Here is a 24,820-nt window from a genome sequence, read left to right on the forward strand (position 1 = left end):
TCAACTAACATTCAGTAGGAGCCCTACTGAATGAAGTTTCACTTTATGCCGTAAATATACTTCAATAGTCATCTTGCCGTCTTCCTGCTATCCATTCAGTGCGCTGCCAACAGCAATTTCGTCTTTCGCTTGTTTATCCGCTTGTTGTTTTTCAGGGAAGAGAAGGCTGAAAATGACACCGAAGGCCAAAGCGATAAAAAATGTGGTAAAGCGGGAAGAGATGATTTCCTCAAGAGGCGTGGAGATCCAGACGACCGTTCCCACAAATCCGGAAATAATCGTGGCGATCACGCCGGTTCCAGAGTATTTTCTCCAAAAGAAGGTGAGAATGATGGCCGGTGAGAGTGTGCAACCGACTCCTGCCCATGCCCAACTGACAATCAAATAAACGAGCGATTTGGAAAAAAGGGCGATCATGAGTCCAAGGAAGCCGGCTCCAAGTATCGTTAGCCTGGATACCAAAACGAGCTTTTTTTCTGACAAGTTGATACCAAGCGCATTTCGGACAATATCTTCGCTGACGGAACTCGTTACCACAAGTAATTGCGAATCTGCTGTTGAAATGATCGCTGCCAAAATACCGGCAAGAAGGATGCCCGCAATCCACTCAGGGAACAAATCAAGAACCATTAAGGGCAAGATCGTTTCCACATCCGCAAAAGCTTGGCCTCTATATAATGTCAAAGCGGTAATCCCAATCAAGAAAGCTCCGGTATAGGCAAACACGGTCCATAAAATCGCCACTGCTGTTCCCGTGTTGGCTTCTGATCTGTTTTTTAATGCCATAAAACGCGCGCTTAATTGTGGTTGGCCTCCAAGAAATCCGAAGAACCAGGCAAAGTTGTTAAATAGTAAAAGACCCAGTGCGAATCCTGTTAATCCGCCAGTCCACGAATCCATCGTCGGACCCGCACTTACTAAGGCATCAAGGATGGAGAGATTCTCCGCTTTGATTTTAAATAATGCGATAATGGGCAAGCCGACAAGGGTAAGCAGCATCATCAAGCTTTGAATCATATCGGTCCAGACGACGGCGATGAATCCGCCGAGATAAGAGAGCAGAATGACAATGCTGATACTGATCAAAACGCCTGTCACCGGCTTGATGCCAAAGACGGTAAACAATGTTTTCCCCGCGCCGGCGATTTGGGCGCCAAAATAAAACATCATAAAGCTGATAATCAGTATGGTACATATCCACAGAATGATTTTGGCTTTCGATTCAAACCTTTTGGTCAAGTATCCGGGAAGTGTCATAATTTGATATTTTTCGGCTTCTCGCATAAACTTTTTCGCCAAAAACAACCAAGAAAAGATGATGCCTGATGCAATGCCTACAGCTACCCAAATGGCAGAAAAACCGGTCATAAACACAAAACCCGTATAGCCAAGTAGAAGCCAGGCGGATTCGCCTGTCGCCCTTTCTGAAAAGGCAAGCGTCCAGCCGGGCAGCTTTTTACCGCCAAGAAGAAACTCCGAATGTCCCATGTCTTTCCTGCTGAAATAGTAGCCCACCGCGACCAATATCAGACAATACAAGGCGAATTCAACAAGTATGACAGTATGCATTGTCATCTACTCCTTATTTTTAGTCGATCACAAATATACTTTCTGGCCGATGTTTCGTTGTACCGCGCTTTCGTATATTTTCAGTGCTGCGACAAGATCAAAAAGAGCCATGCCAGTCGACTTAAATAAAACGGGCCTTTCATCAGTTCTGTTTATGGCACCCACCTTGTTGACAATAACATTTGAAAAAGGGATGATTTGCCGGGGAGCCATCCAAGCGTTTTTAAGAGGATCGATCACGTCTCCTGTTTCGTTTTTTGCATCAAGCGTGTCAATATACATACGGGAAGCGCCCTTGAATAGAGCTTCGGGAAATTCCCTCATGTCCACCCGAAAGGAGCCGATTCCAATGATGAGCTTTCCCGAATATATGTGCTGGTTATTTGGTAAAACCGGCTGTTTTGAAGTTGTTGCGGTAATCACGATGTCGGATTGTTTCACGAGTTTTTCTAGAGAGTCTTCCGCTGTGATGTCGATATCGGGAGCGATTTTCAGTTTCAGCTTTTCAATAAAAGCTTCTGTTTTTGGGCGTGAACGGTTCCATAAAACGATCTTATTAAAATCCCGTTCTTTACATGCCGCAGTTAACTGATGTAACCCTTGAGCGCCTAATCCAACGAGACCGATGATTTTCGCATCCCGTTTGGCCAAGTGTCTTACAGCCAAGCCGCCGAGTGACCCGGTTCGCATATTTGTCAACGTTGTGCCATTTAAAATAGCTTTCACTTGACCACTCTTGCCACAAAGCAGGATCATCAGTCCCTGAGTGACAGGAGTTTCTATATTATCAGGGAAAACGCTTACAATTTTGGTGCCGATTGACTCAGCCGCTATACACGGCATGAGCAGAAAGGTATTTTCTCCTGTCGATAATTGCATTCTTTGTCCCATGACGAATTGTTTTTGATGGTAAAGTTTGTAGGCATGTTCCAAAGAATCCGTTATTTGAGTGAGATGAATCGCCTTTTGGATGTCTTTTTCACCCAATAACAACAAGGTTTGTCGCCTCCTTTTATATCGCGTTATACAATGGCATGTTCCAGCACTAGATCATTTTCTGCAAACCGTTCAAATCGTAAAGGCGTCAAGTCAATCGTTTCATATGCTCCTTTGCATATGAGTTCTGCCAAGCCTAGTCCAACCCCCGGAGCCTGCTGCATCCCGTGTCCGCTAAAGCCGAGTGCCATGTAATAGCCGCGCATTTCCGGATGGGAGCCGATAATGGCATTTTGGTCTTTCAGATTATAATCGTACAGTCCCGCCCAGCCTGATTCGAGTTTCAGGCTTTCAAAGTTGGTGATTCGGTGGGCAAGAATTGGCCATAGCTCCTCGAAATGGGAGCGCTTCCAATCGAAATCATATCCAGGCTTTACATGATCGGAAAATCCGGTAATGATCCGGTCGCCTTCGTGGCGAAAATATACTCCCGTTGGATCGACTGTAAGTGGAAGCGGGTTTTTCAACGGTACGGCAGGATCGAACAAAAAGATCTGTCTCTTTAAAGCTACTATTGGGAGAGGAAGACCCATTTTTTCACTAAGCTCGGCACCCCAGGCACCCGCACAGTTCATCACGACTTTCGCTTCCTCTACCCTGCCGCTTTTTGTTTTGACCCCTGTCACCTGGCCGCGGTCATGGAGGATCATGTCGACTTCTTCGGAAACATATTCAACATCCTTTTTCCGGGCCTCATATTTATATGCTTGCATCACGGAATAGGGATCCAGATACCCGTCCTCCGGACAAAACAATCCGCCGGCCAAATCAGTTGGATTCAACTCCGGAATAATAGCGAGCAGCTCTGCCGGCTCTAAAAATCTGGATGGCACGCCGAGCTCGTTTTGCAGCTTTTGTTGTTTCTCCATCGCCGACAGCATATCATCTGTGGCGAGGAATAAATATCCACGCTGTTTGAAATCGATCTCTGCGGGATCGCCGTTTATTTTCATTGTTTGAGAGAACTGTTTATACTGCTGAAGGCTGTAGCGGCTGAGCGTTATGTTGATGGCTGTTGTGAAAAGCTGCCTGATGCCTCCGGCACTTCGGGGAGTCGAAGCGTATTCATAGGCGGGGTCTTTTTCAAAAACGATTATTTGTCCTTCATAGCCGCATTTCCGCAAATGGTATGCGGTACTCGATCCCATAACCCCTCCGCCGACAATAATGATGCGATGTTTCAATGACTTGCCTCCTCTCTGCTGATTACATGTCATTATAAAGTAGATACTCATTCAATCAATATAAAATATGCACAACATTTAGAATATAAAAATAGTAGAATTTTGCTATAATTTTTGTACATGGAGAGAAACTTTATCTCGTTCGGGGGTTGAAACATGAAAATTCTTGAGCAAATTGCACAATCAATCGTGGAACAAACTTCCTCTTTATTAGGGGTATCCATGAGCATTACAGATGCAGAAGGGGTGATTGTCGCCTGTGATCGGAAAGAGAGAATTGGGTCGTTGCACCGTGCATCCGCCCAGGTAATCAGAGAAGGGAGAGAAGTTGTTTTTACGAAAAACAAAGCAAAGATTCTTGAAAATGTACTGCCCGGTATTGCTACGCCTATCCGTTTGCACAATCAAATCATTGGCGTACTCGGAATTATCGGAGAACCATCAGAAGTGGAAAAGTATGTCAACATCGTTCGCAACCATGTAGAAATGATACTTCATGAGAACTTTCGAACCGAGTCACTGCTCCTTCAAATGAAAACAACTGAACTGTTCGTACAGCACTTGATTCATTTTAATGAATGGGAGAATAATGGCGAGCTGGAAAACTATTGCGAAATGCTCGGTTATCGGTTTCATCTACCCAGAGTTTGTCTGATCCTCCACCTGCCTTCGCTGGCACAAATAAAGGCAGAAGCAAAACCTGTTGCTTTTTCCCAAATAGAACTTAAAAACGTTATTTGTCATCAATTCCAAGCCACCATGAGTGATATTGTGTGTCCGATTGGCCAAGACAAGTGGATTGTTCTCAAACAAATCGAAGAGCAAAAAATGGGAACGTTAGCGGAGTTATGCGAACGTTCTGCTAGAAAGTTGACTTTGTTTCTGGAGCGGCATCATCTTCATTGCAAGGTTTCCATTTCATACGGCAAATGCTACAAGGGGCTTGAAGGAGCCTCCAAATCGTATCGACAGGCGCACAAAGCGCTCATCATTGGTTTGGAGAAAAACAAGAACAATGCAGTCTATTCGTTTGACAGTTGGGCAATTCTTCCCGACATCTTCTTGGAGGAAATGGATTTTTCCTTTTTAGACCTTTTCGCTGATGACATACAAAAAATATGGGCGCATCCCGAAGCGGAAATGCTGGTCAAGACGTTTCTTTCTTACTGTGAAAATAATATGAATGTTAGCCGGACTGCGAGGTTTCTATATGTGCACCGCAATACGCTCATTTATAGACTCAATAAAATCAACCAATTATTCAAAATTGACGCCCAGTCCTTTGAACAATGCCAAGTCTTGTACATCGTATTAAAAAAAAGTATAAAAATCAGAGCTTTGCAAAGGCAGGGGTGAAATTTTTACGAAAACAATATACCTAATGGCAATAAAGGTACCATTCCCACGCTCGGCGAGAATGACAGTGAAAGATGGATGATTGAGCAAAACAACGATGATCATTCTTTCTTTCCCAAACCGCTACAGGGAGATGACTGGATTTACAAGAACGCTTTAACGAGTGGTCATACGCAAACGGATGAAGTGAAAATTCCCGTCATGTTTGTTTTTTCTAAAAAAGGGTATTGGTTAAACATTACACTGGAGAAAAAGATGAACAGGGGGAGTAAGAAACGTGAGTATGACATCTTCCATACCCGATAATACACCTGATTTGAAGGCTGGTTCAAACTTACAAATAAAGTCTTTTGTGAAAGGAGACCCGTCACCATTTCATAACATCGATTATAATAAGACAGGTGTTTACGAATTGACTGATTACACTTTTAGAACACCTTTGGAAAAAATGGATGTTTTCAATGAACTGCTTACGATTCCGTATCCGTGTGAGATCTGGATATTGCCTGTTACAGAGCCAACTACCGCTTTGTTAAAAGAATTACCCAAAAACAAAACCTACGAAAAAACTGCTTCGTTATTCACACTGTTATCGTCCGTTAAACAAACGATGGAAAGGGACCGGACCTTTTTGGTGGCACAACATCAGACAGCTGGCGAAATCATAAAAATTCTTGAAAAGCTGGGCTTTACCGTTACAGAAAAAAGCCCTGAACAATTAACATCCATACAGTTGGCATAAAAGGCAGGGCCACAAGTGGAAAGCGGATGGATATTCGCGCAAATCGTGACAATAAAATCGCGTGAAATCAAGGTTTGTACATTTGATTTCAGGCGGTTTGTTTTTTGTTATAAAAGACGGACAGTGATCAGTGGATGGCGTTTCTGCTTGCAATTATTCATTTTTAAGAATAATCTGATACAAAAGACAAACTGGAAAATGATCTAGTTTTTTGAATACATACATGATCTTCGGCAATTTATAATAACGAAAATGTAAAATAGGGAAATAGTACGATAGGTATTGTTGGGAGACCTTTTTTGGAGGGGGATGGGATAGATGCGGTGCGGCCCCAATTTGTTTGTATCATATTTAAATATACATTGAATTTGAGCGGGGGGAATGGATATGCATGTTGCGATTGCGGGCGGAAGTGGTTTTCTTGGTAAAGTGTTGCAAAAGCAGCTTTTGAACAATGGCTTTCGCGTGACTATTTTATCAAGAGATCCTGACAAGGTCGAAAAATCAGAAGGTCTTGCGGCTGTCAAATGGCTAGTTGATGGAGCACGGCCTGAAGAAGAACTGATAAATGTGGATGCTTTCGTCAATCTGGCAGGAGAAACGATTAATGGAATCAGATGGACAAGCAAAAAGAAGGATAGAATTGTAAGAAGCAGGCGGGCTGCAACGAAAGAACTGATACGCTTGGCGGAAAAAATGGCCCACAAACCGAAAGTGTTGGTCAATGCTTCGGCTATTGGGTATTATGGCATGTCTGCCACGGAAACATTTACAGAAGCTTCAAGGAGCGAGGCGACCGACTTTTTGGCAACTGTCGTAAAAGATTGGGAAGAACAAGCCTTGGCGGCGGAAGGACTTGGAATTCGAACCGTGCTTGTCAGATTGGGCCTGATTCTTGGAAAAGAAGGCGCGCTCCCTTTGATGGCACTTCCTTATAAGTTGGGGGTGGGAGGGACGGTTGGCTCCGGTGAACAATGGGTTTCCTGGATTCATGTGGAGGATGCGGCCCGTTTAATAGCTTTTGTAATCGAGCATCCTGCTATTTCTGGACCGATAAACGCCACAGCACCCAAGCCGGTTCAAATGAAAGAGTTTGGAAAAACGCTCGGCGCTGTTTTGGGGCGGCCGGATTGGCTTCCGGTTCCTGAATGGTTCATTCGCGTGTTACTGGGAGAAATGAGCAATATGCTCGTTCGGGGGCAGCGGGTGACTCCCGAAATGGCGATCAAACATCAATTTGATTTTTTGTATCCGAATATAGAGATTGCATTAAAAGAAATATTAGATAATAATAGATGACAAGTTTATCAAAAAATAGATTTTTTATCCAATTTATGCTACCATTTATCTATACAGTAGCATGACTAGAGGATGAAGATATGAGCCTAGAAAAGATGAATATAGGTGCGATGATTAAATATCATCGCCAATTAAGGAATATGACCCAGTCCGAATTATGCAAGGGAATTTGTTCTGTCACACATTTAAGCAAGTTTGAGAACTATAACAAAGAAGCAAATTGGGAAACGATCATGCTGCTGCTCGATCGGTTGGGCATTTCACTGGATTCCATTCAGCAGACATCAGAAAAGATTTCTACAGAACTTTCCGATTTACTCGATGCGGTGCTTTCGTATGATAAGGAACGGGCAACGGAGTGCTACAATCGTGTGAAGGAATTACAAGAGTGTATTACGTTTTCCAACTATATATCACTCTATCATTTATATGTATATCGCTATCACTTGCTGATGAATCATTTGGAGGAAGCTGAAAAGGAACAAGAAATTATCAGACAAATAGTCAATTCAATGCCAGAACAGGAAAAAGAGCTTTATGAATTTATTAATGGCGCTTACTATATTATAAAAGGTGATTATAAATTATCTTTGGATACTCTGCTAAAAGTAGAAGCGAATGATCTATTGCCGTCTTCGTGGCAAGCGGAACTCTATTATTTCATTGCCTTCAATTATGCTAATCTAAAAGATAGCAGCAGCAGTGTTGCATACGGCCATAAAGCGTTGGAGGCGTTTTCCAGATCGTTTAATTATTTGCGAATATTGCATACCCAGTTTCTATTAGGCATTGCGTATACAGATTTGGGCATTTACGAGAATGCCACTGAACAATATAACTATATATTTAAAAATATGAACTTGATTAATGCGGATGAATTAAAGTCGGCCATGTATAACAATTATGCCTTGCTCTTAGAGAAAATGGGCGAAATGGATCAGGCTGCCCGCTATTATCTCCTTTCAATGGAACATGCGCAGACGGAAACGGAGTATTTAACGAGCTTGTGCAGTTACACCGAGCTTCTCATTTCCCTGGGCCGGAAAGAACAAGCACTCGAAAATATTTCAAAAATACTGCAGGAAACAAAAGCAAGCTCCATGAGGAAGCAGCAGCTCATTTTCAAATATTATCAATACTTATTGAAAAACAGAAAAGATAGAGCGATGGACTTTCTGGAAAATGACTTGCTTCCATATTTGGAAAAGACCTATTTTATAGAAGATTATAATAAATTCGCTTTATCCTTGGCCCGATATTATTCAGACTCTAACTTGGATAAAGCTCTTTATTATTATAAAAAAGTCGCGGAAAGGGGGGAATGAAAATGAAAAAGCTATATTTAACAGCAGGAGTGGCATTTGCGCTGTACGTCGCTCCAATTATTGGAGGAGTCGTCCCTCAAGCACCACCAATCTTTCCTCCGGTATAAAAATGAACTGCTCCGCCTTGGAGCAGTTTTTTACTTCTGATATAATAAAATAAACTTCATCGTATTTGAGTAGGGGAACCGGTGTCGCCGGTTGAGAAAGCATTGGTGAAATGCTGACCCTTTGAACCTGATCTGGTTCATACCAGCGAAGGGAACGTCAATGAATACAAATATATACTTTTGGCGCCTTTTGGGTTCTTTTTTCCCGGGCGCTTTTTATCATTCAAGGAGGAACATCCAATGAATAAATGGTGGGCAGGTTGCATCACATTGCTTTTATTCCTGGCAGGCTGCGGGAACAATGCGGCCGATAAAAATGAAAATGAAAAAAAAGAAGAAAAAGGACATCAAAAGGTGTCGGTCGTACTCGATTGGTCGCCCAATACAAATCATACGGGGCTTTATGTGGCGAAGGAAAAAGGCTTTTTTGAAGAAGAAGGCCTGGATGTTGACATCATCATGCCGGGGGAAGCTGGCTCTGATCAGCTTGTTGCTTCTGGAAAGTCCGAATTTGGAGTGAGTTACCAAGAAAGCGTGACAGAGGCGCGTGTTCAAGACGTGCCGATTGTGTCTCTTGCAGCCGTGATACAGCACAATACATCCGGTTTTGCCTCCCTTAAGGAAAAGAACATTACATCTCCGAAAGACTTTGAAGGAAAAACGTATGGCGGCTGGGGAGCCCCGCTTGAGAAAGCGGTCCTGGCGTCACTGATGGAGGTGTCTGGCGCCGATATAGAGAAAGTGGATATTGTCAACATGGGAGAAGCGGACTTTTTTACCGCTGTGCAAAGAGATGTTGATTTCGCTTGGATTTATTATGCATGGACGGGAGTGGAAGCGGAGCTTCGCGGGGAAAAAATGAATATGATTTACTTGACCGATTACTCTGATCAGCTTGATTATTATACGCCAGTCATTACGACGAATGAGGAAATGATCAAATCGGATCCGGATACGGTTAAAGCATTTATGGCAGCCGTCTCCAAAGGGTACGAGTTTGCTATCAGCCAACCCGAAGAAGCTGCGGAGATATTGATCAAAGCGGTACCGGATCTTGATCCGGAGCTTGTGAAAAAAAGTCAGGAATGGCTTTCTCCCCGCTATCAAGATGATGCGGCCCGCTGGGGAGAACAAAAGGCCGAAGTATGGAAAAACTACATGGACTGGATGCTTGAAAAAGATTTGCTCGAAAAGGAAATGGATGTAGAAAAAGCCTTCACGAATGAATTTTTACCCAAATAGGAGGAGTAAACGATGACAAACTCACTGATCAGCATACAGATCATCCCGAAAACAAAAAGTGGCGAAGACGTTATTCCATATGTCGATGAAGCGATTCGAGTCATTGAGGAATCCGGAGTCCGTTATGAAGTACATCCTTTGGAAACGACGATGGAAGGGGACTTTACCAAATTGATGGATGTTGTGAAAAAAATGAATGACCGGATGATTGAAATGGGCAGTAAAAATGTGATCTCCCAAGTGAAAATATTGTATCAGCCGGACGGAATTTCCATGGGCCAATTGACGGAGAAATACCGGTAATGAAAGTGCTGGTCAAAAAAGGATGGAGGCCACTGGGGGTCCTCCTCCTTTTATTATGTATATGGGAAGTATACGTAAAACTTGCCAACATTCAGGGCTGGCTGCTTCCTGCCCCCAGCTCCATTGCAAAAGAAGGGGTTTCCGGATATGCGGAACTCGCGCCGCATATCCAGTCTACAGTTGGACTGGCCATTGGAGGATTTTTGATCGGATGTGCAGTTGGTATTCTTGTCGCCATCTTGCTTCATTTAGTGCCGGGATTTCACGAATCCGTTTATCCGCTCCTCATTTTATCGCAGAATGTGCCGATTATTGTATTGGCGCCGCTTCTGGTGATTTGGTTGGGGTTTGGGCTTTTACCCAAAGTCATTGTCATTACCCTTGTCTGTTTTTTCCCTGTCGCGGTAGCGGCGATGGACGGGTTTAGGAGTGCCCCGGCCGAGATGAAGCGATATATGTTAATGGTCGGTGCTTCAAAAATGCATATATTTACAAAGCTGGAATGGCCATACGCTTTATCATCTGTCTTTTCCGGACTCAAAATTTCCGCCACATACAGCATCATGGGGGCGGTGATCTCGGAGTGGCTCGGAGCGAAAAAGGGGCTTGGTGTTTATATGACGCTCGCTTCCTCCTCATTTCGCACGGATCGCGTTTTTGTCGCGATTTTCATTATTATGTTCTTGAGTTTGTTGTTTTTTGGGGTGATTACCTTGATGGAAAACAGGCTGATCAAGTGGAGAAAAAGGAAGGTACTGTGAATGGGCCATTTAACAATACAAGGTGTAAGTAAAAGTTTCGGACAAAAAGAAGTGTTGCGAGATATTCAACTGAACATTGCAGAGGGCGAATTTATCTCGATTCTCGGACCTTCCGGAAGTGGAAAAAGCACTTTGTTTCATGTGATTGGCGGTTTGCTAAAGCCTGATCAAGGTTCCATCTTTTTACATGACCAGGAGATTACCGGAAAGCGGGGTTTTATTAGTTATATGCCGCAGCATCACGCGCTTTTTCCATGGCGCACCGTCCTTCAAAATGTCCTGCTGGGCCAGGAGTTGCAGGGAGGAAAACAGGATCAACAAAAAGCGTTCGATATGATCCACAAAGCTGGTTTGGCCGGGTACGAACATTCGCTGCCCGATGCTTTGTCTGGCGGAATGAAACAAAGGGCTTCTTTTATTCGGGCGTTATTAAACCCGCAGCCGCTTATACTTTTGGATGAGCCATTTTCGGCATTGGACGATTTTACCCGGCAAGATATGCAAAAGTGGCTTCAGTCAGTTTGGATGGAATATCGCCGGACGATTCTTTTCATCACTCATAATATAGAAGAAGCATTGTTCCTCTCGGACCGAATTGCCATTTTGTCGACGAATCCAGCAACGGTCGTCAAACAGTTCGAGGTTCCATTTGAGAGACCGCGAACAGGAAATCTCGTTTTATCAAATGAATTTTTAGAGTGGAAGCGCCTTGTTGCAAATCATATCGCCAAACAGGATGATGAAAATGCGTAAGATGATTGATTCACATATTCACCTTGATTTTTATAAAGATGAAGAGATAACGGACATATTGGGAGAGATGGAGCAGATGAATTGTGCGGGACTCATTTCCGTTTCCTTCCATTTGGAATCGTCCAAGCGAAATATGGCGCTAAGCAAAAAATATTCCCATGTTTACCCTGCTTTCGGATTCCATCCAGAACAGCCGCTTCCTAGTGATCGGGAATTGGCTGATTTCATTTCCTGGATGGAGGCCCGGGTAGATTTGCTGACGGCTGTAGGCGAGGTGGGCCTGCCGTATTATTTGCGGAACGAGCATGGTCCAGGCTTCCAACTGGAAGGCTATATCGAATTGCTCGAAGAGTTTATCAAATTGGCAAAAAGATGGGACAAGCCCATTGTTCTTCATGCCGTTTACGATGATGCTCCCCTAGCGTGCGACCTGCTCGAAAAACACGAGGTGACAAATGCCCATTTTCACTGGTTTAAAGGAGACAAGAAGACAATCCAAAGAATGGCGGCCAATGGTTTTTATATTTCAATTACACCCGATATCTTGTACGAAGAAGAAATTCAAGAGGTTGCCAAGCAATATCCACTCCGCCAAATGATGGTGGAAACGGATGGACCGTGGCGTTTTGAAGGACCTTTTTCCGGAAAAATGACCCATCCGGCCATGATTCATGACGCGATCCCGGCAATTGCCCGGCTTAAAAAAACGCCCCTCCCGATTGTATATGATCTGTTATACCAAAACACAATCAAATTTTACCGCCTATGAAGCCGAATACGTTTTAATGGACCCCAAAACGGAAAAAGAAAAAGAAACGAAGTGGAGGGATTCAAATGACATCAGAACCTGGACAAAATAAAATAGATCGGGCAAAAGCTTTGGCGAACCGCAATAAAAAAGATAAGGCCTTTTACAAAGATAAAGCGAAGCAAGCCCAACGCGACCAACTCGTTATGCCAGTTGATGACCTTTCCGATGACTTGATTGAAAAGCGCGAAGAAAACGAAGACGATAAAAGGGGAACCTATGGGCCGAAGGATTTATAGATAGACAAAAAGCAGTAATCGAGAAAATACCGGGATTACTGCTTTTTCGTTTCAGATAAAAATTGACGTTTTTTTTTTTTTGCAATTTTATATATGTAAATAAGAGCTTTTTATTATTACCGCCAAGGCCGAAGCATTAAAAGTTTAACAAGTGAATAACAAGTAAGCATTAGACGCTTAACGTTGTGTAACAACGGGAGGGGGCTGTTTTTTATAAAAAAAACCGAACGGCGCTAATTCTTTTTACTGTACTAGCTTTTCTCTGTTTCGAAAGACAAACCGGATAAATTTTTTTAAAAAAGAAGGAAAACATATACGAGATCTAAAATACATATCTATAATAAACAATTTAAGGGGAGGGAACCGCTGTTTGTCTTCATACGATAAGCTGTCAGATCAGAAATTAGCAAGTTTTTTTGTGGAAATTAACAAGAATATCAAAAAAGGAAAGCTTTCTAAGGCAATGAATTATGAAATAGCCTTGATCCAAGCTGTTGCTGACAAACGTGGACTTTCAAAATTAGACTTGCAAAAGCTTTACTTGAAAAGTGCTCGATATCTATGATGATGCCCGAGCGGTGAAGGTGAAAAGGAAAGCTGACATGAAATTCATCTTGACATCGTCTTCAAGCACCTTTAATATATAAAATAATATGATTTGTTTGATATGTGATGGCTATGACGAAGAGAAGTAGCTGTATCTTGGCACTAAAGAGAGCCGGTGGTTGGTGAAAACCGGTGTGCGGGAACAGTGAATGGGCTTCCGAGCTTCCAAACCGAACCTTGCTGAGGGCAGGCAGTAGGCTTTGGCGTATTCTCGGCGTTATAACGAGACGGGCATTAAGCATTGGCGCTTGTTGCCGGCAAAGTGGGCTGTGCAAACAGCTAATAAAGGTGGTACCACGGGTTTCCTCGTCCTTTGGATGAGGAGCCCTTTTTGTTTTTCATAAAGAAAATCGATGAATAAGAAGAGTACGCTTGGCGCATTCGAATCAGAGAGCTGGTGATGGTGGGAAACCGGCACGAATCGCCTTGTGGAATGGCCTTATGAGAGGCTTTCTGAAGTCAGAGTAGGAAAGCACGGTTTCCTCCGTTAACGGGATAGGGTATCGAATGGTTGAAGACGATTCTGTACCCGAAAGAGAAGGAAATTTTTTATTTCCAAAATGAGGTGGCACCGCGATACATTCGCCCTCTATAAATGCACTTTTGTGTATTTATGGAGGGCTTTTTTTTATGAAAAATGAGATGGGAGGAATGATGATGCAAACTTATTTGCAAAAGCTGATGGCGGGAAATCATTTAAGCGTGGATGAAATGACGGCTGCGGCAAGAATATTATGTTCTGGAGAGGCGACGGACAGCGAAGCGGGCGCGTTATTGGGACTGCTTGCTTTAAAAGGTGAAACGGCTGATGAAATCGCGGGGCTTGTTCAGGCGATTCGGGAAAGGTCCCTTCCCATCAAAAAGACGAGAGGAAGTGTGATGGATAATTGCGGAACAGGCGGGGATGGGTCCAAAAGCTTTAATATTAGCACTGCGTCTGCATTCGTGATAGCCGGTGCCGGGATTAAAGTGGCAAAGCATGGAAATCGCAATATCTCTAGCCAAACCGGAAGCGCAGATGTACTAGAGTATCTCGGTGTTTACTTGGAAAATACTCCAGAAGAAACGCAAGAGCTGCTAGAGGAAAACGGAATTGCCTTCTTGTTCGCTCCTTACGTTCATCCAGCCATGAAAAGAGTAATGAAAGTAAGAAAAGATTTACGCGTGCCAACTATTTTCAATTTAATTGGACCGCTGACCAATCCGATTGAGCTTGATACCCAGCTTGTCGGCATTTACCGCCGCGATAAGTTACAGATTATGGGTGAAGTGTTAAAACGCCTTGGAAGGAAAAGAGCTGTCATTGTAAACGGTGCGGGGCATATGGACGAATTGTCGCTTGCTGGAGAAAATCATCTCGTCATTTTGAATGAAGGCGAGCTGAACTCCATTACGCTCCACCCGGATGAAGTGGGTTTGCCGACATATTCCATTGAAGAGATCACAGGCGGGGACGCGGAACGAAATGCCAGGATTATGATGAGCATTTTAAGAGGGGATCAAGGTCCGTTCCGCGACACAGTGCTGTTAAATGCCGGTGTCGGCATATTTGCGAACGGCAAAGTTGACACCATTCAGGCGGGAATTCAATGTGCGAAAGAAAGTATTGATTCAGGCGCAGCATTGTCCAAACTGGAATTTTTAATAAGAAAGAATGAACGAATGAAACGGGGAGTGGTATGAATGACGATTCTTGACCGGATTATAGCCCAAAAAGACATTGAGGTGCGTGAGTTAAAAACGATTTATACTTCCTGCCAAGTAAAGCCCCAAAGAAGAAAATCGCTGTTTAACAGCATTCGTAATGCAGACACGATGAGTGTCATTGCCGAGGTGAAAAGGGCGTCGCCTTCTAAAGGAGATATTAAGCAAGATGTCGATCCAATCAGGCAGGCCCAAAAATACGAAGAGGCAGGAGCAAGTGCGATTTCTGTTCTAACCGACCGCCAATTTTTTAAAGGGTCGATGGCTGATTTGGCTGCTGTCTCCGCTGCTTTGCCTGAACTGCCTTTATTGTGCAAAGATTTTATCATCGACCGAGTGCAGATTGATGCCGCGGTTGACCACGGAGCAAGCGTTATTTTGCTTATCGCCGCAGCTTTAAGGGAAAAACAGCTTAAAGACCTTTATGATTATGCGCAATTAATGCAGTTAGATGTATTGTTTGAAGTCCACAACGAGCGGGAAGCTGAAACGGCTTTAAGAATCGGAGCCAATATCGTTGGCATCAATAATCGGGATTTGAAAACTTTTCATGTCGATTTGGCGGTGACGGAGCGAGTGGCCGCCCTCGTTAAAAACGAAAATGTTGTCATTGTCAGTGAAAGTGGGTTACAAACGAAAGAAGATGCTACTTTTGTAAAAGAAGCTGGTGCAAGTGCTGTTCTAGTCGGTGAAACATTGATGAAAGCAGAAGATATTGCGGGTACAATGTCTGATTTGAAAATTCCCCTGTTGAGGGCGGTGCGCTGATTGCGAGTCAAAATTTGCGGAATTACAACAGAAGACGCTGCTATAGCGGCTTCCCGTTCTGGTGCTGATATGATCGGTTTCGTATTTGCGGAAAGTTCGCGAAGAATCAGTCCGGAAAAGGCAAAAGAAATTGTTCAATTGCTCTCGGACAATGTAAAGATAACAGGCGTTTTTGTAAATGAAAAGGCCGAGGTCATACGCGATATCAAAGAAATGGTGAGCTTGGACTACGTGCAACTGCACGGTGACGAATCACCGGAGTTTTGTAAAAGTCTTGGAGTTCCGGTCATTAAAGCCTTGGCCATCCGGGAAAAAAGCGTTATCGAAAAAATGTCCCAATATAACTGCGACTATTTTTTATTTGACAGCCCCGGAGTACAGTATCACGGGGGGAGCGGTAAAACCTTTGATTGGCATCTCCTTCAAGACAGGGATATTCCAAACGAAAAAATCATCCTTGCCGGGGGACTGAATGAGATAAATGTCCATGATGCCATTCGAACCGTTCGTCCCGCAATGGTCGACGTATCAAGCGGTGTAGAAACGAACGGAAAAAAAGATGTAAAAAAGATTGCTGCGTTTATTAAAGCGGTAAAAGGGAGAGAGAAGGATGTCCGTGTACACATTACCTGATCATAGAGGAAAATACGGCGAGTTTGGCGGTCGGTTTGTGCCAGAAACGTTGATGACGGCCGTGCTTGAACTGGAAGAAGAATACGCTAAAGCAATTGAAGACCCCGAATTTGAAAGGCAAATGGCCTATTATCTAAAACAATACATCGGGAGGGAAACCCCGCTTTATTATGCGGAGAACCTATCAAAACAGCTTGGCGGAGCCAAAATTTATTTGAAACGGGAAGATCTAAATCATACTGGAGCCCATAAAATTAATAACACAATCGGCCAGGCCCTTCTTACACTCAGAATGGGAAAGAAAAAGGTTGTAGCTGAAACGGGAGCGGGACAACACGGTGTCGCAACAGCAACGGTATGTGCCCTTCTCGGATTGGAATGTATCGTTTTTATGGGGGAAGAAGATATTCGGCGGCAACAGTTGAACGTATTCCGAATGGAGCTGCTCGGAGCGGAAGTCAGAAGCGTATCGCAAGGAAACGGCACATTGAAGGATGCGGTTAACGAAGCGCTTCGCTACTGGGTTGCGCATGTAGAAGATACTCATTATATTTTAGGTTCGGTTGTCGGTCCTCATCCGTTTCCACAAATTGTCCGTGATTTTCAAAGTGTGATTGGAAGAGAGACGAAGCAGCAATTGCTTGGGCAAGAAGGTAGGCTGCCGGAGGCAATTGTGGCTTGTGTTGGCGGGGGAAGCAACGCAATGGGAATGTTTTATCCGTTCATCAATGATAAGCATGTGAAAATGTACGGTGTCGAAGCCGCTGGTCCGGGGATCGAAACAGGCAAGCACTCAGCTACCCTTACTAGCGGAAAAGCGGGGGTATTGCACGGGACATTGACATATCTCCTTCAGGATGATGCGGGACAAATCCTGCCGGCTCATTCTATCTCGGCGGGTTTGGATTATCCTGGGGTTGGTCCGGAACATTCCCATTTAAACGAATCAGGGCGCGTGACATACACTTCCGCAACGGATGAAGAAGCGCTTGAATCGTTTCAGTTGTTGGCAAAAACAGAGGGAATTATTCCTGCGCTCGAAAGTTCCCATGCCGTTGCATTTGGAGCCAAATTGGCCAAAAGAATGGCTCCCAATGAAATCATTGTTATCTGCTTATCAGGCAGGGGCGACAAAGATGTAGATACAGTCAGAACAGCGTTGGGAGGAAAAGAGAATGGGTAAAAAACGGATTGATGAAGCATTAGCCCGTGTATTGGAACGGGGAGACAAAGCGTTTGTCCCTTATATAATGGCAGGGGACGGAGGGTTGGACAATTTGCATGGACAAATTACTTTTTTAGAAAAATGCGGGGCTACAATTGTGGAACTAGGCATTCCTTTTTCCGACCCTGTCGCGGACGGACCGACTATTCAAGAGGCGGGAATCCGGGCTTTGGCAAGCGGAACGACGATGCAGGCGGTACTTGACGTTTTAAAGGAAGGAAAAGCGGATCGCCATGTTCCGATCGTGATCATGACTTATTTCAATCTTATTTATTCCTATGGAATAGAAAAGTTTGCCCAAATGTGTGTGGAAGCGGGAGTTGACGGGCTCATTATTCCAGATGTGCCGCTTGAGGAAGAAGAACTCGTGACCCCCGCACTTTCCGAACATGATATAGCCTTGATTCGTCTCGCTTCTCCAACAAGTCCTCGCGGCAGGATGGCCGAAATCGCCAGCAGAACAGAAGGATTTCTTTACGCCGTGACCGTCAAAGGAACAACTGGCGCGAGAACGGATTATGAAGCTGGGATAGCCGACTATTTGAAAACATTAAAGTCTTTTTCTGCCACTCCAGTCCTTGCTGGTTTTGGCGTCTCCAATCCGGAGCATGTAAAAGAGCTGGGAGAACATTGTGACGGAGTGATCGTCGGAAGTAAAATTGTTCAACTGCTGGCGGATGGGAAACATGAGGAAATCAAGACACTTGTGCAATCCTCGAGATTTTCAGAGGAAAAAACTTTAAGCGATTTATAATATTTTGGCTTGATTGATAAGGAAATGGGGTAAAGACAAGACAAATGCGAAAAGGAGGAAGTTCCTTATGGGACAAACGAAAAAAATAAATTCCTTAGTATTGCTAGGTCTTGGTCTAAGTCTTGCTGGCGCCTATCTGTCTTCCAGGGAAAATCGTGAAAAAGCGATGCTGAAGGTCAGGCAGATAAAACATAAAGTGATCAGACTACGGGGAGCCCAAGAAGAGGATGTCAACTTGGTGGAAAAGGCGGGCCATCCGGATAAATATTCTTTGGAAGACGCCAAAATGGTATCGGAAGGATCTCAATACGGTGTTCACTTTTATAACGAAGAACAACAGCAACCATAAATGTACAACACAGCCCTGGCCGGGGCTGTTTTTTATTGTGGCGTCAGGGGCGTGTTGTGAACCAGACAATGAGGGATATAACCAATATGTGTGCGAGTTGTGATGGCCTAACAAGAAGAATGCCATAAAAATGTCAACATTTTAAGACCGAAACTCGAAGTCGCTGTTCCGGCAATATCCAAGTGCACCCATAAAAATGTCAACATTTTAAGACCGAAACCCCAAGATCTCCGGGTTGCGAGGCAAGCCCCTATTACGCAAGCCATTGTAAACAACGTCATCATGTCCGTGTCATAGTCCCGATAATGAAAAAACGTAAAATCACTTATCATAAGCAGTTCATCACCTTTGCTCTGTTCATGGGGATTCAAAATACTTGAATTTTTTTGGTATTGTCCATTTTTACCGCATACACTAAAATAGACATATTGCAGTCTTTTGAACGTTAGAGGTGACAGTATGATTTTGCAAAAATATGACGGTATGTCGAATGATGAGTAAAAAGCGCAAATTGATTCGTATCATTTTGTTGTTTTGTTTTATATCGCTCTTTTTATATTTCAACAATCATTGGCTGCAAACATCTTCATATGAAATATATTCAGAGCGGGTTCCAAAACCTTTTGACGGGTTGACGATTGTCCAGTTATCGGACTTGCATGATGCCACTTTTGGTGACAAACAAAATAGATTGGTAGAAAAAGTGAAGAATCTCCACCCAGATGTAATTTTTATAACAGGAGACATCGTTGACAGCAATCGCTATGATTTAGAAAATAGCTTGGACCTTGTCCGGCAACTAGTAACTCTTTCTGATGTGTATTATGTAACGGGAAACCATGAAGTGGCAGTAAATCAGGTGGAGAAAATCAATGCGTCCCTGAAAAAACTTGGTGTCCATGTTCTGACAAATGACGCCAAAACATTTACGTTTGATGGGGAGCAGCTCGTCATTGCTGGCATTGAAGATCCTTTGATGAAAGGCTTGGATTATCCCGACAAAGCGGTGACAGACTCATTGGAGGAAGCTTTTACCGGAATAAGGGGACAGCCATATAGCATTTTACTCTCTCATCGCCCCGAAGTATTTGATGTTTATGTAAAAAAAGAAATTGATCTCGCTTTTACAGGACATGCACATGGCGGACAAATTCGCCTTCCGTTTATTGGTGGCTTGATTGCGCCGGGGCAAGGCTGGTTTCCAAAATATACGGCCGGCAAGTATGAACGCGGGATGACCACAATGGTTGTTAACAGGGGACTGGGGAACAGCATCATTCCGTTCAGAATCTTTAACCGCCCAGAACTTGTCGTTGTAAAGCTGAAAAGCAGGTAATGAAACGATGCCAAGATAATCTCCGTTTACCGACGCATTGAGAGTTTTTAATTCTCATCGTTTTAACATTTGTGAAGAAATTCTGATCATGACAAACTGACTGAATAAAAATCCGTTAATATGGCATCCTTTTACAGTAAAGGAGGCCTTTGTCATGTTAAATTTAATTATCAAAATGATCATCACTCCGATCGTGCTTTCCATAGCAGCCGCCATGTTGACGAATGTCAATTATTTCTATGCGTATCAGCCAGTGGTTATAGGGGTAACGCTTGCTGTTGCCGGCCATTTGCTGGAATGGGCGCTTCTGTCGCGCAGTACCTTTTGGTTAAGTACCATAGGCGACTTTGTTTTATCTACTCTTACTATTTACATTCTTAGTTATTTTTTTGCTGGGGCCGAAGTGACTTTTTTTGGTTCAATGGTAGTAGCCCTTTTCTTGACGGCGATTGAATTTTTCGTTCATATGTGGCTCATTCGTTCGGGAAGGGCCACGAAAGAGGAGAAATTGGGAAGATGAGAAAAAGATATGATCCCCCGTTAAAAGGAGGCTCATATCTTTTTTGTTTACATCAAGACTTCATCAGGTTGCTTCCAATAAGCTTCGTTTCCGGGCAGATCGTCAAACCATGCAGCATCATCCGGACAGTCAAGGACCATGAATTTACCGTAATCACCGTCGCGTGACTGATGAAATTTCAAGTAGGCTTTTCCATCTTGGATCGCCAATATTTCCACTTTTCCTGCTGTGTGACTCATGGAAAGGCGAACCCTTTTTCCGAGTCCGGAAGTTTTTGCCTTGGCTTTCTCAACGATATCGTATACTTCCTTCAGGGAAAGTACAAAATCATTGTTGCCGGCTACAGGGCGGTTTACAAAAAAGTAATAAGGTGTTACTCCCGCCCAAGAAAGTTTATCTAAGAGTTCTGCCAATACGTCAGGGTCATCGTTGATCCCCCGCAGTACAGGGGTTTGATTGACGACGATCGCACCGGCTTCGTGAAGTGCCTGGAAGGCCCGGCGGGCTTCTGCAGTGATTTCTCTGGGGTGGTTAATGTGGGCCATAACGTAAATACGGTTTTCTGTTGTGGAATTTTCTTTGATCACCTTTAATAGCTCTTCATCTTCATAAATCCGCATCGGATTAAAGACAGGGAGTTTTGAGCCAAGCCTGATGATTTTTACATGCTCGATTTCTCTGAGACTTTCGATGATCGATTTTAATCTTCTCGTACCGAGCATCAGCGGGTCTCCCCCGGTTAAAAGCACGTTGTTAATTTCCGGATGCTGGCGGATATACTCAAGTCCCGGACTAACATCGAGCAATGCCTCTTTTACGTCATTTCTAAATAGACGTTTTCTAAAGCAGTAACGACAATAAGCACCGCATACTTCGGAAACGATCAAAAGAGCGGTTGTCGTATACTTGTGCTGGCATCCCGGTACGACATAGTTTGTATTTTCGTCCGAAGCATCCCAGCGCCCGTACTCTTTTAATTCTCCTTCACTAGGGATGACCAATCTTCGAATCGGATCATTTGGATCATCCCAGTCTATTAAACCTAAATAGTACTCATTCACGCGAAATACAAATTTCTCTGTAATTGCTTTCAATTTTTCGCGCTGTTCTTCCGGAATCTGCTTGATTTGGTCAATTTTCGTAATGTACTTTGGCAAAGCCAATATTCATCACCCCATTTTTATATAGTATTACTACTATAACATAAACTTTTTTATAGATTTCGAAAAAAGTAATTATCTGACGAATTGTCAAAAATTTGTTATGAAATTGACCAAGGAAAAAGGAGGCCTTCCTATATGCCATGTATGGCTTTTTTTATGCTGTTTTCACCGGAAGTGATCTCTACAATCTTATTGATTAACTTTCCGGAATCAAGGATAGATTTCAGCACCAGTGCGATATCTCCGCAGGAAATGTCCACGTTGACGATCCATTGCATATTTTCTTGCATGTTGATTTTTCCGGACGGGCCTCCGTGGATCAAATGACCGGGACGTATGATAGTATAGGAAAGTCCGCTGTTTTTTAAGTAATCTTCCGCTTCTCGTTTATGATACAAATAATCCTCAGCGGGTCCTTGGGGGTCGTCAGCTCCCAGGGCGCTCAATAAAATGAAGCGGGGAACTTTGATGCGGCTTGCCATTTTAATAAGCGTTTTTATATGTTTTAAGACGGATGAATGGGGGGCTTGCTCATATGCTTGTTCGTCACAACCACTAGAAAAGATAACCACATCTGTCCCTTTCATCACGTTGGACAAGTGCTCCTCATCCTGGTTCTCCGTTATCATGGGGCCTGTTTTCCACGTTTCCATTTTGACATCATGGTCGGTATGTTTGGATAAAAATTCAAACAGGCAGCGTCCCGGATGCCGACAATCGCTAACAAGCAAAATGTTCATCGACTTTCGCTCCTTTCCCAATTCTTCTTTTATGTATGTATTTCCTTAATGAAAGTTTTATAAACCGATCGTGTTTCATGAAAGCGGCTTCTTGTTATAATGGATGAAAAAGGAGAGAATGCGGCATGTGTGGACGATACAGTTTGTTTTCCAAACAGGATGTAGTGACGGAGCGCTTCCAACTGGCGAATTCCGAGCAACTTGAATGGGTTGAACGCTACAATATCGCGCCGAGCCAACAAGTTTTGGCCATCATCCGGGACGAGAAGGGCAACCGGGCAGGATTTCTAAAATGGGGACTGGTGCCTACGTGGGCAACAGACCCGAAAATCGGCAATAAAATGATCAATGCCCGCATGGAAACCGTCGACCACAAGCCAAGCTTTAAGCGATTATTAACGAGAAGGCGCTGCCTGATACCAGCAGATGGGTTTTATGAATGGAAAAGAGACGGGGACAAGAAGCAGCCTTACCGGTTTCACTTAAAAACAAAACTGCCTTTTGCCTTTGCGGGACTTTGGGATCGCTGGGAAGAGGGAGACAAAGTCATTCATTCGTGTACGATCATTACCACGGAAGCGAATACACTTGTACGAGAAGTTCATAACCGGATGCCAGTCATTTTGACGAAAAAAGCAGAGCAAATATGGTTGGATCGCACAATTGAAGATTCGGCAAAACTTAAACAGTTGCTTCTACCATACAGCGCAGAAGATATGGAATCGTATCCGGTTTCTACTTTAGTGAACAGCCCGAAAAATGATCAAAAGGAAATCATTCAATCATTATAGGAAGCCTGGCCGTGAGCCGGGTTTTTTCATGAAAATGAAGCTCGTATCGAATAAGCGCATTCTTATCCGCATTTTGAACAGCAGCGGGTTTGTAGAAAATGGACACAAATAGCGGTCTCTTTTTCCAATCTTTATATGTCTTTGGCGTTTTTTGTTGACAGCGAGTGATCGGCAGGTTATATTATAACCGCTGGTTAGTAACCATTGGTTATCAAGGTGGAAGGATGCTGATTCATTCATGTTCAAAAAACACGATCTTCGTGCAGAAGAAACAAAAAAAGCGATTTTGGAGGCAGCTGGCAAATTGTTTGCCGCCCACGGATTTGAGTCGGTGACCATCCGTGAGATTGCCAAGGAAGCCGGCTGCTCGCATACGACCATTTATCTTTATTTTAAGGATAAGGAAGGACTCCTCCACGATCTCTCGATGCCGGCCCTCAATCAACTGGAGCGGCAGTTTGAAACAATTTTATCTGAGGAAAAATTATCTCTCGAAGAAAAGCTGCGCGGCTTAAGCCGTGAGTTCATTCGCTTTTGCCTCTTAAAGCGAAATATGTTCACCATTCTTTTTACGGAAAGAGCGGGTAGAGTCGATGAAGCTGAACCGGAGTTGGACATAAACCGGACGCGTAACAAGCTTTTTGCGAGTATGATGGCTGCGTTGCAGGGCTGTCTTGAGCTTCAGCAACATGACAACAGGCTCTTGACTTTTAGTCGGATTTACTATTTTGCCCTTTATGGAATCGTTGGAACCTATGCGCATTCCGAAGAGTCGTACGAACAGCTGCGGGAGCGGCTCGGCTCCACTTTTGACGATATGGTTGATGTGCTTTTGGCTGGCTTTAAGAAAAAGTTGAATAGAGAAGAGGGAACAATATGAAAATGAGCCGGATTTCCGAGCATATTTGGAGCCTCAAATCGTGGGTATTCATTCCCATCCATGTCTGGCTCGTTGTGGAGGAAGATGGAGTTACACTCGTTGATGCGGGAATTCCGCAAATGGCAAAAGGTATTTTGAAGGCAGTAGATCAAATTGGAGCGGGGCCGCTTAAAAGAATTGTCCTCACACACGGGCATTCTGACCATGTCGGAGCAGTCAAACGAATCCTGGCATCCACTCCGGTCCCCGTATACGTACATACGATTGAAATTCCTTTCATGGAAGGTGATCTCGCATACCCGCGTAGGAAAAAAGCCGCGGTCTCCCTAGAAAAAGAAATTGTCGAGCCTCTCCCTGCAGATGAAACCGGGCAACTGCTTCCGATTGGAGGACTCCAGCCTTATTTTACCCCAGGGCATTCCCCGGGACATGTTATCTATTGGCATGAAAGAGACCGTGTCGTTTTGGGGGGAGATTTATTCACCTCCAAAAAAGGGAAGCTTCGCAGGCCGATGCCGATGTTTACGGCCGACATGGCTGAAGCGGTCGAGAGCAGTAAAGTTCTTTTCCGCCTAAAGCCCGTCCATCTCGAAATATGTCATGGAAATCCTGTCCACAACCCGGCAGATCAACTGGAAGAGTATTTGCGCCAAACCCTTTAAGGTTT

Annotated in this window: 27 protein-coding genes, 1 riboswitch and 2 other annotated features; of the genes, 22 read left to right on the forward strand and 5 right to left on the reverse strand. The window is 43.8% G+C overall.

All coding sequences use genetic code 11. The features are described from left to right. Positions 1 to 87 precede the first annotated feature (87 nt). From NST31_RS14290 to NST31_RS14300, 3 genes are read right to left on the reverse strand one after another with little or no spacing between them, the layout of a single operon-like run. Positions 88 to 1,569 (reverse strand): sodium/proline symporter, encoded by a 1,482-nt coding sequence (locus NST31_RS14290; protein WP_339161507.1) that lies wholly within the window; start codon positions 1,567 to 1,569, stop codon positions 88 to 90. Between the two features lie 27 nt (positions 1,570 to 1,596). After that, positions 1,597 to 2,565 (reverse strand): ornithine cyclodeaminase family protein, encoded by a 969-nt coding sequence (locus NST31_RS14295; RefSeq protein ID WP_339161510.1) that lies wholly within the window; start codon positions 2,563 to 2,565, stop codon positions 1,597 to 1,599. A gap of 26 nt (positions 2,566 to 2,591) precedes the next feature. Continuing rightward, positions 2,592 to 3,749, reverse strand: a complete 1,158-nt coding sequence (locus NST31_RS14300; protein ID WP_077109906.1) for an FAD-binding oxidoreductase — start codon at positions 3,747 to 3,749, stop codon at positions 2,592 to 2,594. Positions 3,750 to 3,905: 156 nt separating this feature from the next. Between NST31_RS14300 and NST31_RS14305 the strand changes: the two genes are divergently transcribed. From NST31_RS14305 to NST31_RS14395, 19 genes are all read left to right on the forward strand, one after another. Beyond that, a complete protein-coding gene (locus tag NST31_RS14305; protein WP_339161513.1) occupies positions 3,906 to 5,105 on the forward strand; it encodes a sugar diacid recognition domain-containing protein in 1,200 nt (399 codons plus the stop codon). A gap of 277 nt (positions 5,106 to 5,382) precedes the next feature. Next, complete coding sequence (locus NST31_RS14310) at positions 5,383 to 5,847, forward strand: hypothetical protein (RefSeq protein ID WP_339161514.1); 465 nt, start codon at positions 5,383 to 5,385, stop codon at positions 5,845 to 5,847. A gap of 387 nt (positions 5,848 to 6,234) precedes the next feature. After that, positions 6,235 to 7,146, forward strand: a complete 912-nt coding sequence (locus NST31_RS14315) for a TIGR01777 family oxidoreductase (RefSeq protein WP_077109908.1) — start codon at positions 6,235 to 6,237, stop codon at positions 7,144 to 7,146. Positions 7,147 to 7,226: 80 nt separating this feature from the next. Continuing rightward, on the forward strand, positions 7,227 to 8,471 hold the full coding sequence (locus tag NST31_RS14320; protein ID WP_077109909.1) for a helix-turn-helix transcriptional regulator: 1,245 nt from the start codon (positions 7,227 to 7,229) through the stop codon (positions 8,469 to 8,471). Positions 8,472 to 8,639: 168 nt separating this feature from the next. Further along, a riboswitch (TPP riboswitch) is annotated at positions 8,640 to 8,750 on the forward strand. A 68-nt stretch (positions 8,751 to 8,818) separates the two neighbouring features. Next, complete coding sequence (locus NST31_RS14325) at positions 8,819 to 9,820, forward strand: ABC transporter substrate-binding protein (protein ID WP_339161517.1); 1,002 nt, start codon at positions 8,819 to 8,821, stop codon at positions 9,818 to 9,820. Between the two features lie 12 nt (positions 9,821 to 9,832). Beyond that, the gene (locus NST31_RS14330; protein WP_077109911.1) at positions 9,833 to 10,123 is read left to right on the forward strand and encodes a thiamine-binding protein; all 291 of its coding nucleotides are present in this window, start codon (positions 9,833 to 9,835) and stop codon (positions 10,121 to 10,123) included. Further along, positions 10,123 to 10,884, forward strand: a complete 762-nt coding sequence (locus tag NST31_RS14335; protein ID WP_339161520.1) for an ABC transporter permease — start codon at positions 10,123 to 10,125, stop codon at positions 10,882 to 10,884. The genes NST31_RS14330 and NST31_RS14335 overlap by 1 nt, the downstream gene beginning before the upstream one ends. Then, positions 10,885 to 11,637 (forward strand): ABC transporter ATP-binding protein, encoded by a 753-nt coding sequence (locus NST31_RS14340; protein ID WP_077109913.1) that lies wholly within the window; start codon positions 10,885 to 10,887, stop codon positions 11,635 to 11,637. Next, the gene (locus tag NST31_RS14345) at positions 11,630 to 12,406 is read left to right on the forward strand and encodes a TatD family hydrolase (protein ID WP_077109914.1); all 777 of its coding nucleotides are present in this window, start codon (positions 11,630 to 11,632) and stop codon (positions 12,404 to 12,406) included. Before NST31_RS14340 ends, NST31_RS14345 begins: the two co-directional genes overlap by 8 nt. A gap of 65 nt (positions 12,407 to 12,471) precedes the next feature. Continuing rightward, complete coding sequence (locus NST31_RS14350; protein ID WP_205178847.1) at positions 12,472 to 12,684, forward strand: hypothetical protein; 213 nt, start codon at positions 12,472 to 12,474, stop codon at positions 12,682 to 12,684. Positions 12,685 to 13,054: 370 nt separating this feature from the next. Beyond that, the gene (locus NST31_RS14355) at positions 13,055 to 13,249 is read left to right on the forward strand and encodes a hypothetical protein (protein WP_077109916.1); all 195 of its coding nucleotides are present in this window, start codon (positions 13,055 to 13,057) and stop codon (positions 13,247 to 13,249) included. A gap of 104 nt (positions 13,250 to 13,353) precedes the next feature. Beyond that, positions 13,354 to 13,607: a binding site (T-box leader), on the forward strand. Between the two features lie 27 nt (positions 13,608 to 13,634). Beyond that, positions 13,635 to 13,883: a binding site (T-box leader), on the forward strand. Positions 13,884 to 13,947: 64 nt separating this feature from the next. Next, positions 13,948 to 14,973, forward strand: a complete 1,026-nt coding sequence (trpD, locus tag NST31_RS14360; RefSeq protein ID WP_339165563.1) for an anthranilate phosphoribosyltransferase — start codon at positions 13,948 to 13,950, stop codon at positions 14,971 to 14,973. Further along, a complete protein-coding gene (gene trpC, locus NST31_RS14365; RefSeq protein ID WP_339161523.1) occupies positions 14,974 to 15,762 on the forward strand; it encodes an indole-3-glycerol phosphate synthase TrpC in 789 nt (262 codons plus the stop codon). After that, on the forward strand, positions 15,763 to 16,395 hold the full coding sequence (locus NST31_RS14370; RefSeq protein WP_339161526.1) for a phosphoribosylanthranilate isomerase: 633 nt from the start codon (positions 15,763 to 15,765) through the stop codon (positions 16,393 to 16,395). Further along, on the forward strand, positions 16,373 to 17,578 hold the full coding sequence (gene trpB / locus NST31_RS14375; RefSeq protein ID WP_339161528.1) for a tryptophan synthase subunit beta: 1,206 nt from the start codon (positions 16,373 to 16,375) through the stop codon (positions 17,576 to 17,578). Before NST31_RS14370 ends, trpB begins: the two co-directional genes overlap by 23 nt. After that, positions 17,571 to 18,374, forward strand: a complete 804-nt coding sequence (trpA, locus tag NST31_RS14380; RefSeq protein ID WP_339161531.1) for a tryptophan synthase subunit alpha — start codon at positions 17,571 to 17,573, stop codon at positions 18,372 to 18,374. Before trpB ends, trpA begins: the two co-directional genes overlap by 8 nt. A 67-nt stretch (positions 18,375 to 18,441) precedes the next feature. Further along, a complete protein-coding gene (locus NST31_RS14385; RefSeq protein WP_083717279.1) occupies positions 18,442 to 18,723 on the forward strand; it encodes a hypothetical protein in 282 nt (93 codons plus the stop codon). Between the two features lie 493 nt (positions 18,724 to 19,216). Beyond that, entirely contained in the window at positions 19,217 to 20,059 is an 843-nt protein-coding gene (locus NST31_RS14390; protein ID WP_339165565.1) for a metallophosphoesterase, read from the forward strand. A gap of 154 nt (positions 20,060 to 20,213) precedes the next feature. Next, positions 20,214 to 20,579, forward strand: a complete 366-nt coding sequence (locus NST31_RS14395; RefSeq protein ID WP_077109921.1) for a DUF2512 family protein — start codon at positions 20,214 to 20,216, stop codon at positions 20,577 to 20,579. Between the two features lie 47 nt (positions 20,580 to 20,626). Here NST31_RS14395 and NST31_RS14400 read toward each other — a convergent pair whose 3' ends face one another. Together NST31_RS14400 and NST31_RS14405 are read right to left on the reverse strand one after the other, a co-directional pair. Continuing rightward, positions 20,627 to 21,742, reverse strand: coding sequence for a KamA family radical SAM protein (locus NST31_RS14400; protein WP_077109922.1), 1,116 nt, complete (start codon positions 21,740 to 21,742; stop codon positions 20,627 to 20,629). A gap of 131 nt (positions 21,743 to 21,873) precedes the next feature. Further along, on the reverse strand, positions 21,874 to 22,482 hold the full coding sequence (locus NST31_RS14405; protein WP_077109923.1) for an NAD(P)H-binding protein: 609 nt from the start codon (positions 22,480 to 22,482) through the stop codon (positions 21,874 to 21,876). A 125-nt stretch (positions 22,483 to 22,607) separates the two neighbouring features. On the opposite strand from NST31_RS14405, the gene NST31_RS14410 reads away from it, so the two are divergent. The 3 genes from NST31_RS14410 to NST31_RS14420 all read left to right on the forward strand — a co-directional run bounded on the left by NST31_RS14410 (position 22,608) and on the right by NST31_RS14420 (position 24,815). Beyond that, complete coding sequence (locus NST31_RS14410) at positions 22,608 to 23,273, forward strand: SOS response-associated peptidase (RefSeq protein WP_077109924.1); 666 nt, start codon at positions 22,608 to 22,610, stop codon at positions 23,271 to 23,273. 238 nt (positions 23,274 to 23,511) lie between these two features. Beyond that, positions 23,512 to 24,153 carry a TetR/AcrR family transcriptional regulator gene (locus NST31_RS14415; RefSeq protein WP_077109925.1) on the forward strand — a complete coding sequence of 214 codons (642 nt, stop codon included), beginning with the start codon at positions 23,512 to 23,514 and terminating at the stop codon, positions 24,151 to 24,153. Further along, positions 24,150 to 24,815, forward strand: a complete 666-nt coding sequence (locus NST31_RS14420) for an MBL fold metallo-hydrolase (protein ID WP_205178855.1) — start codon at positions 24,150 to 24,152, stop codon at positions 24,813 to 24,815. Before NST31_RS14415 ends, NST31_RS14420 begins: the two co-directional genes overlap by 4 nt. Positions 24,816 to 24,820: the final 5 nt, after the last annotated feature.

The sequence above is a fragment of the Siminovitchia sp. FSL W7-1587 genome (genome assembly GCF_037963795.1).
In the GTDB taxonomy this organism is placed as follows: domain Bacteria; phylum Bacillota; class Bacilli; order Bacillales; family Bacillaceae_C; genus Siminovitchia; species Siminovitchia thermophila.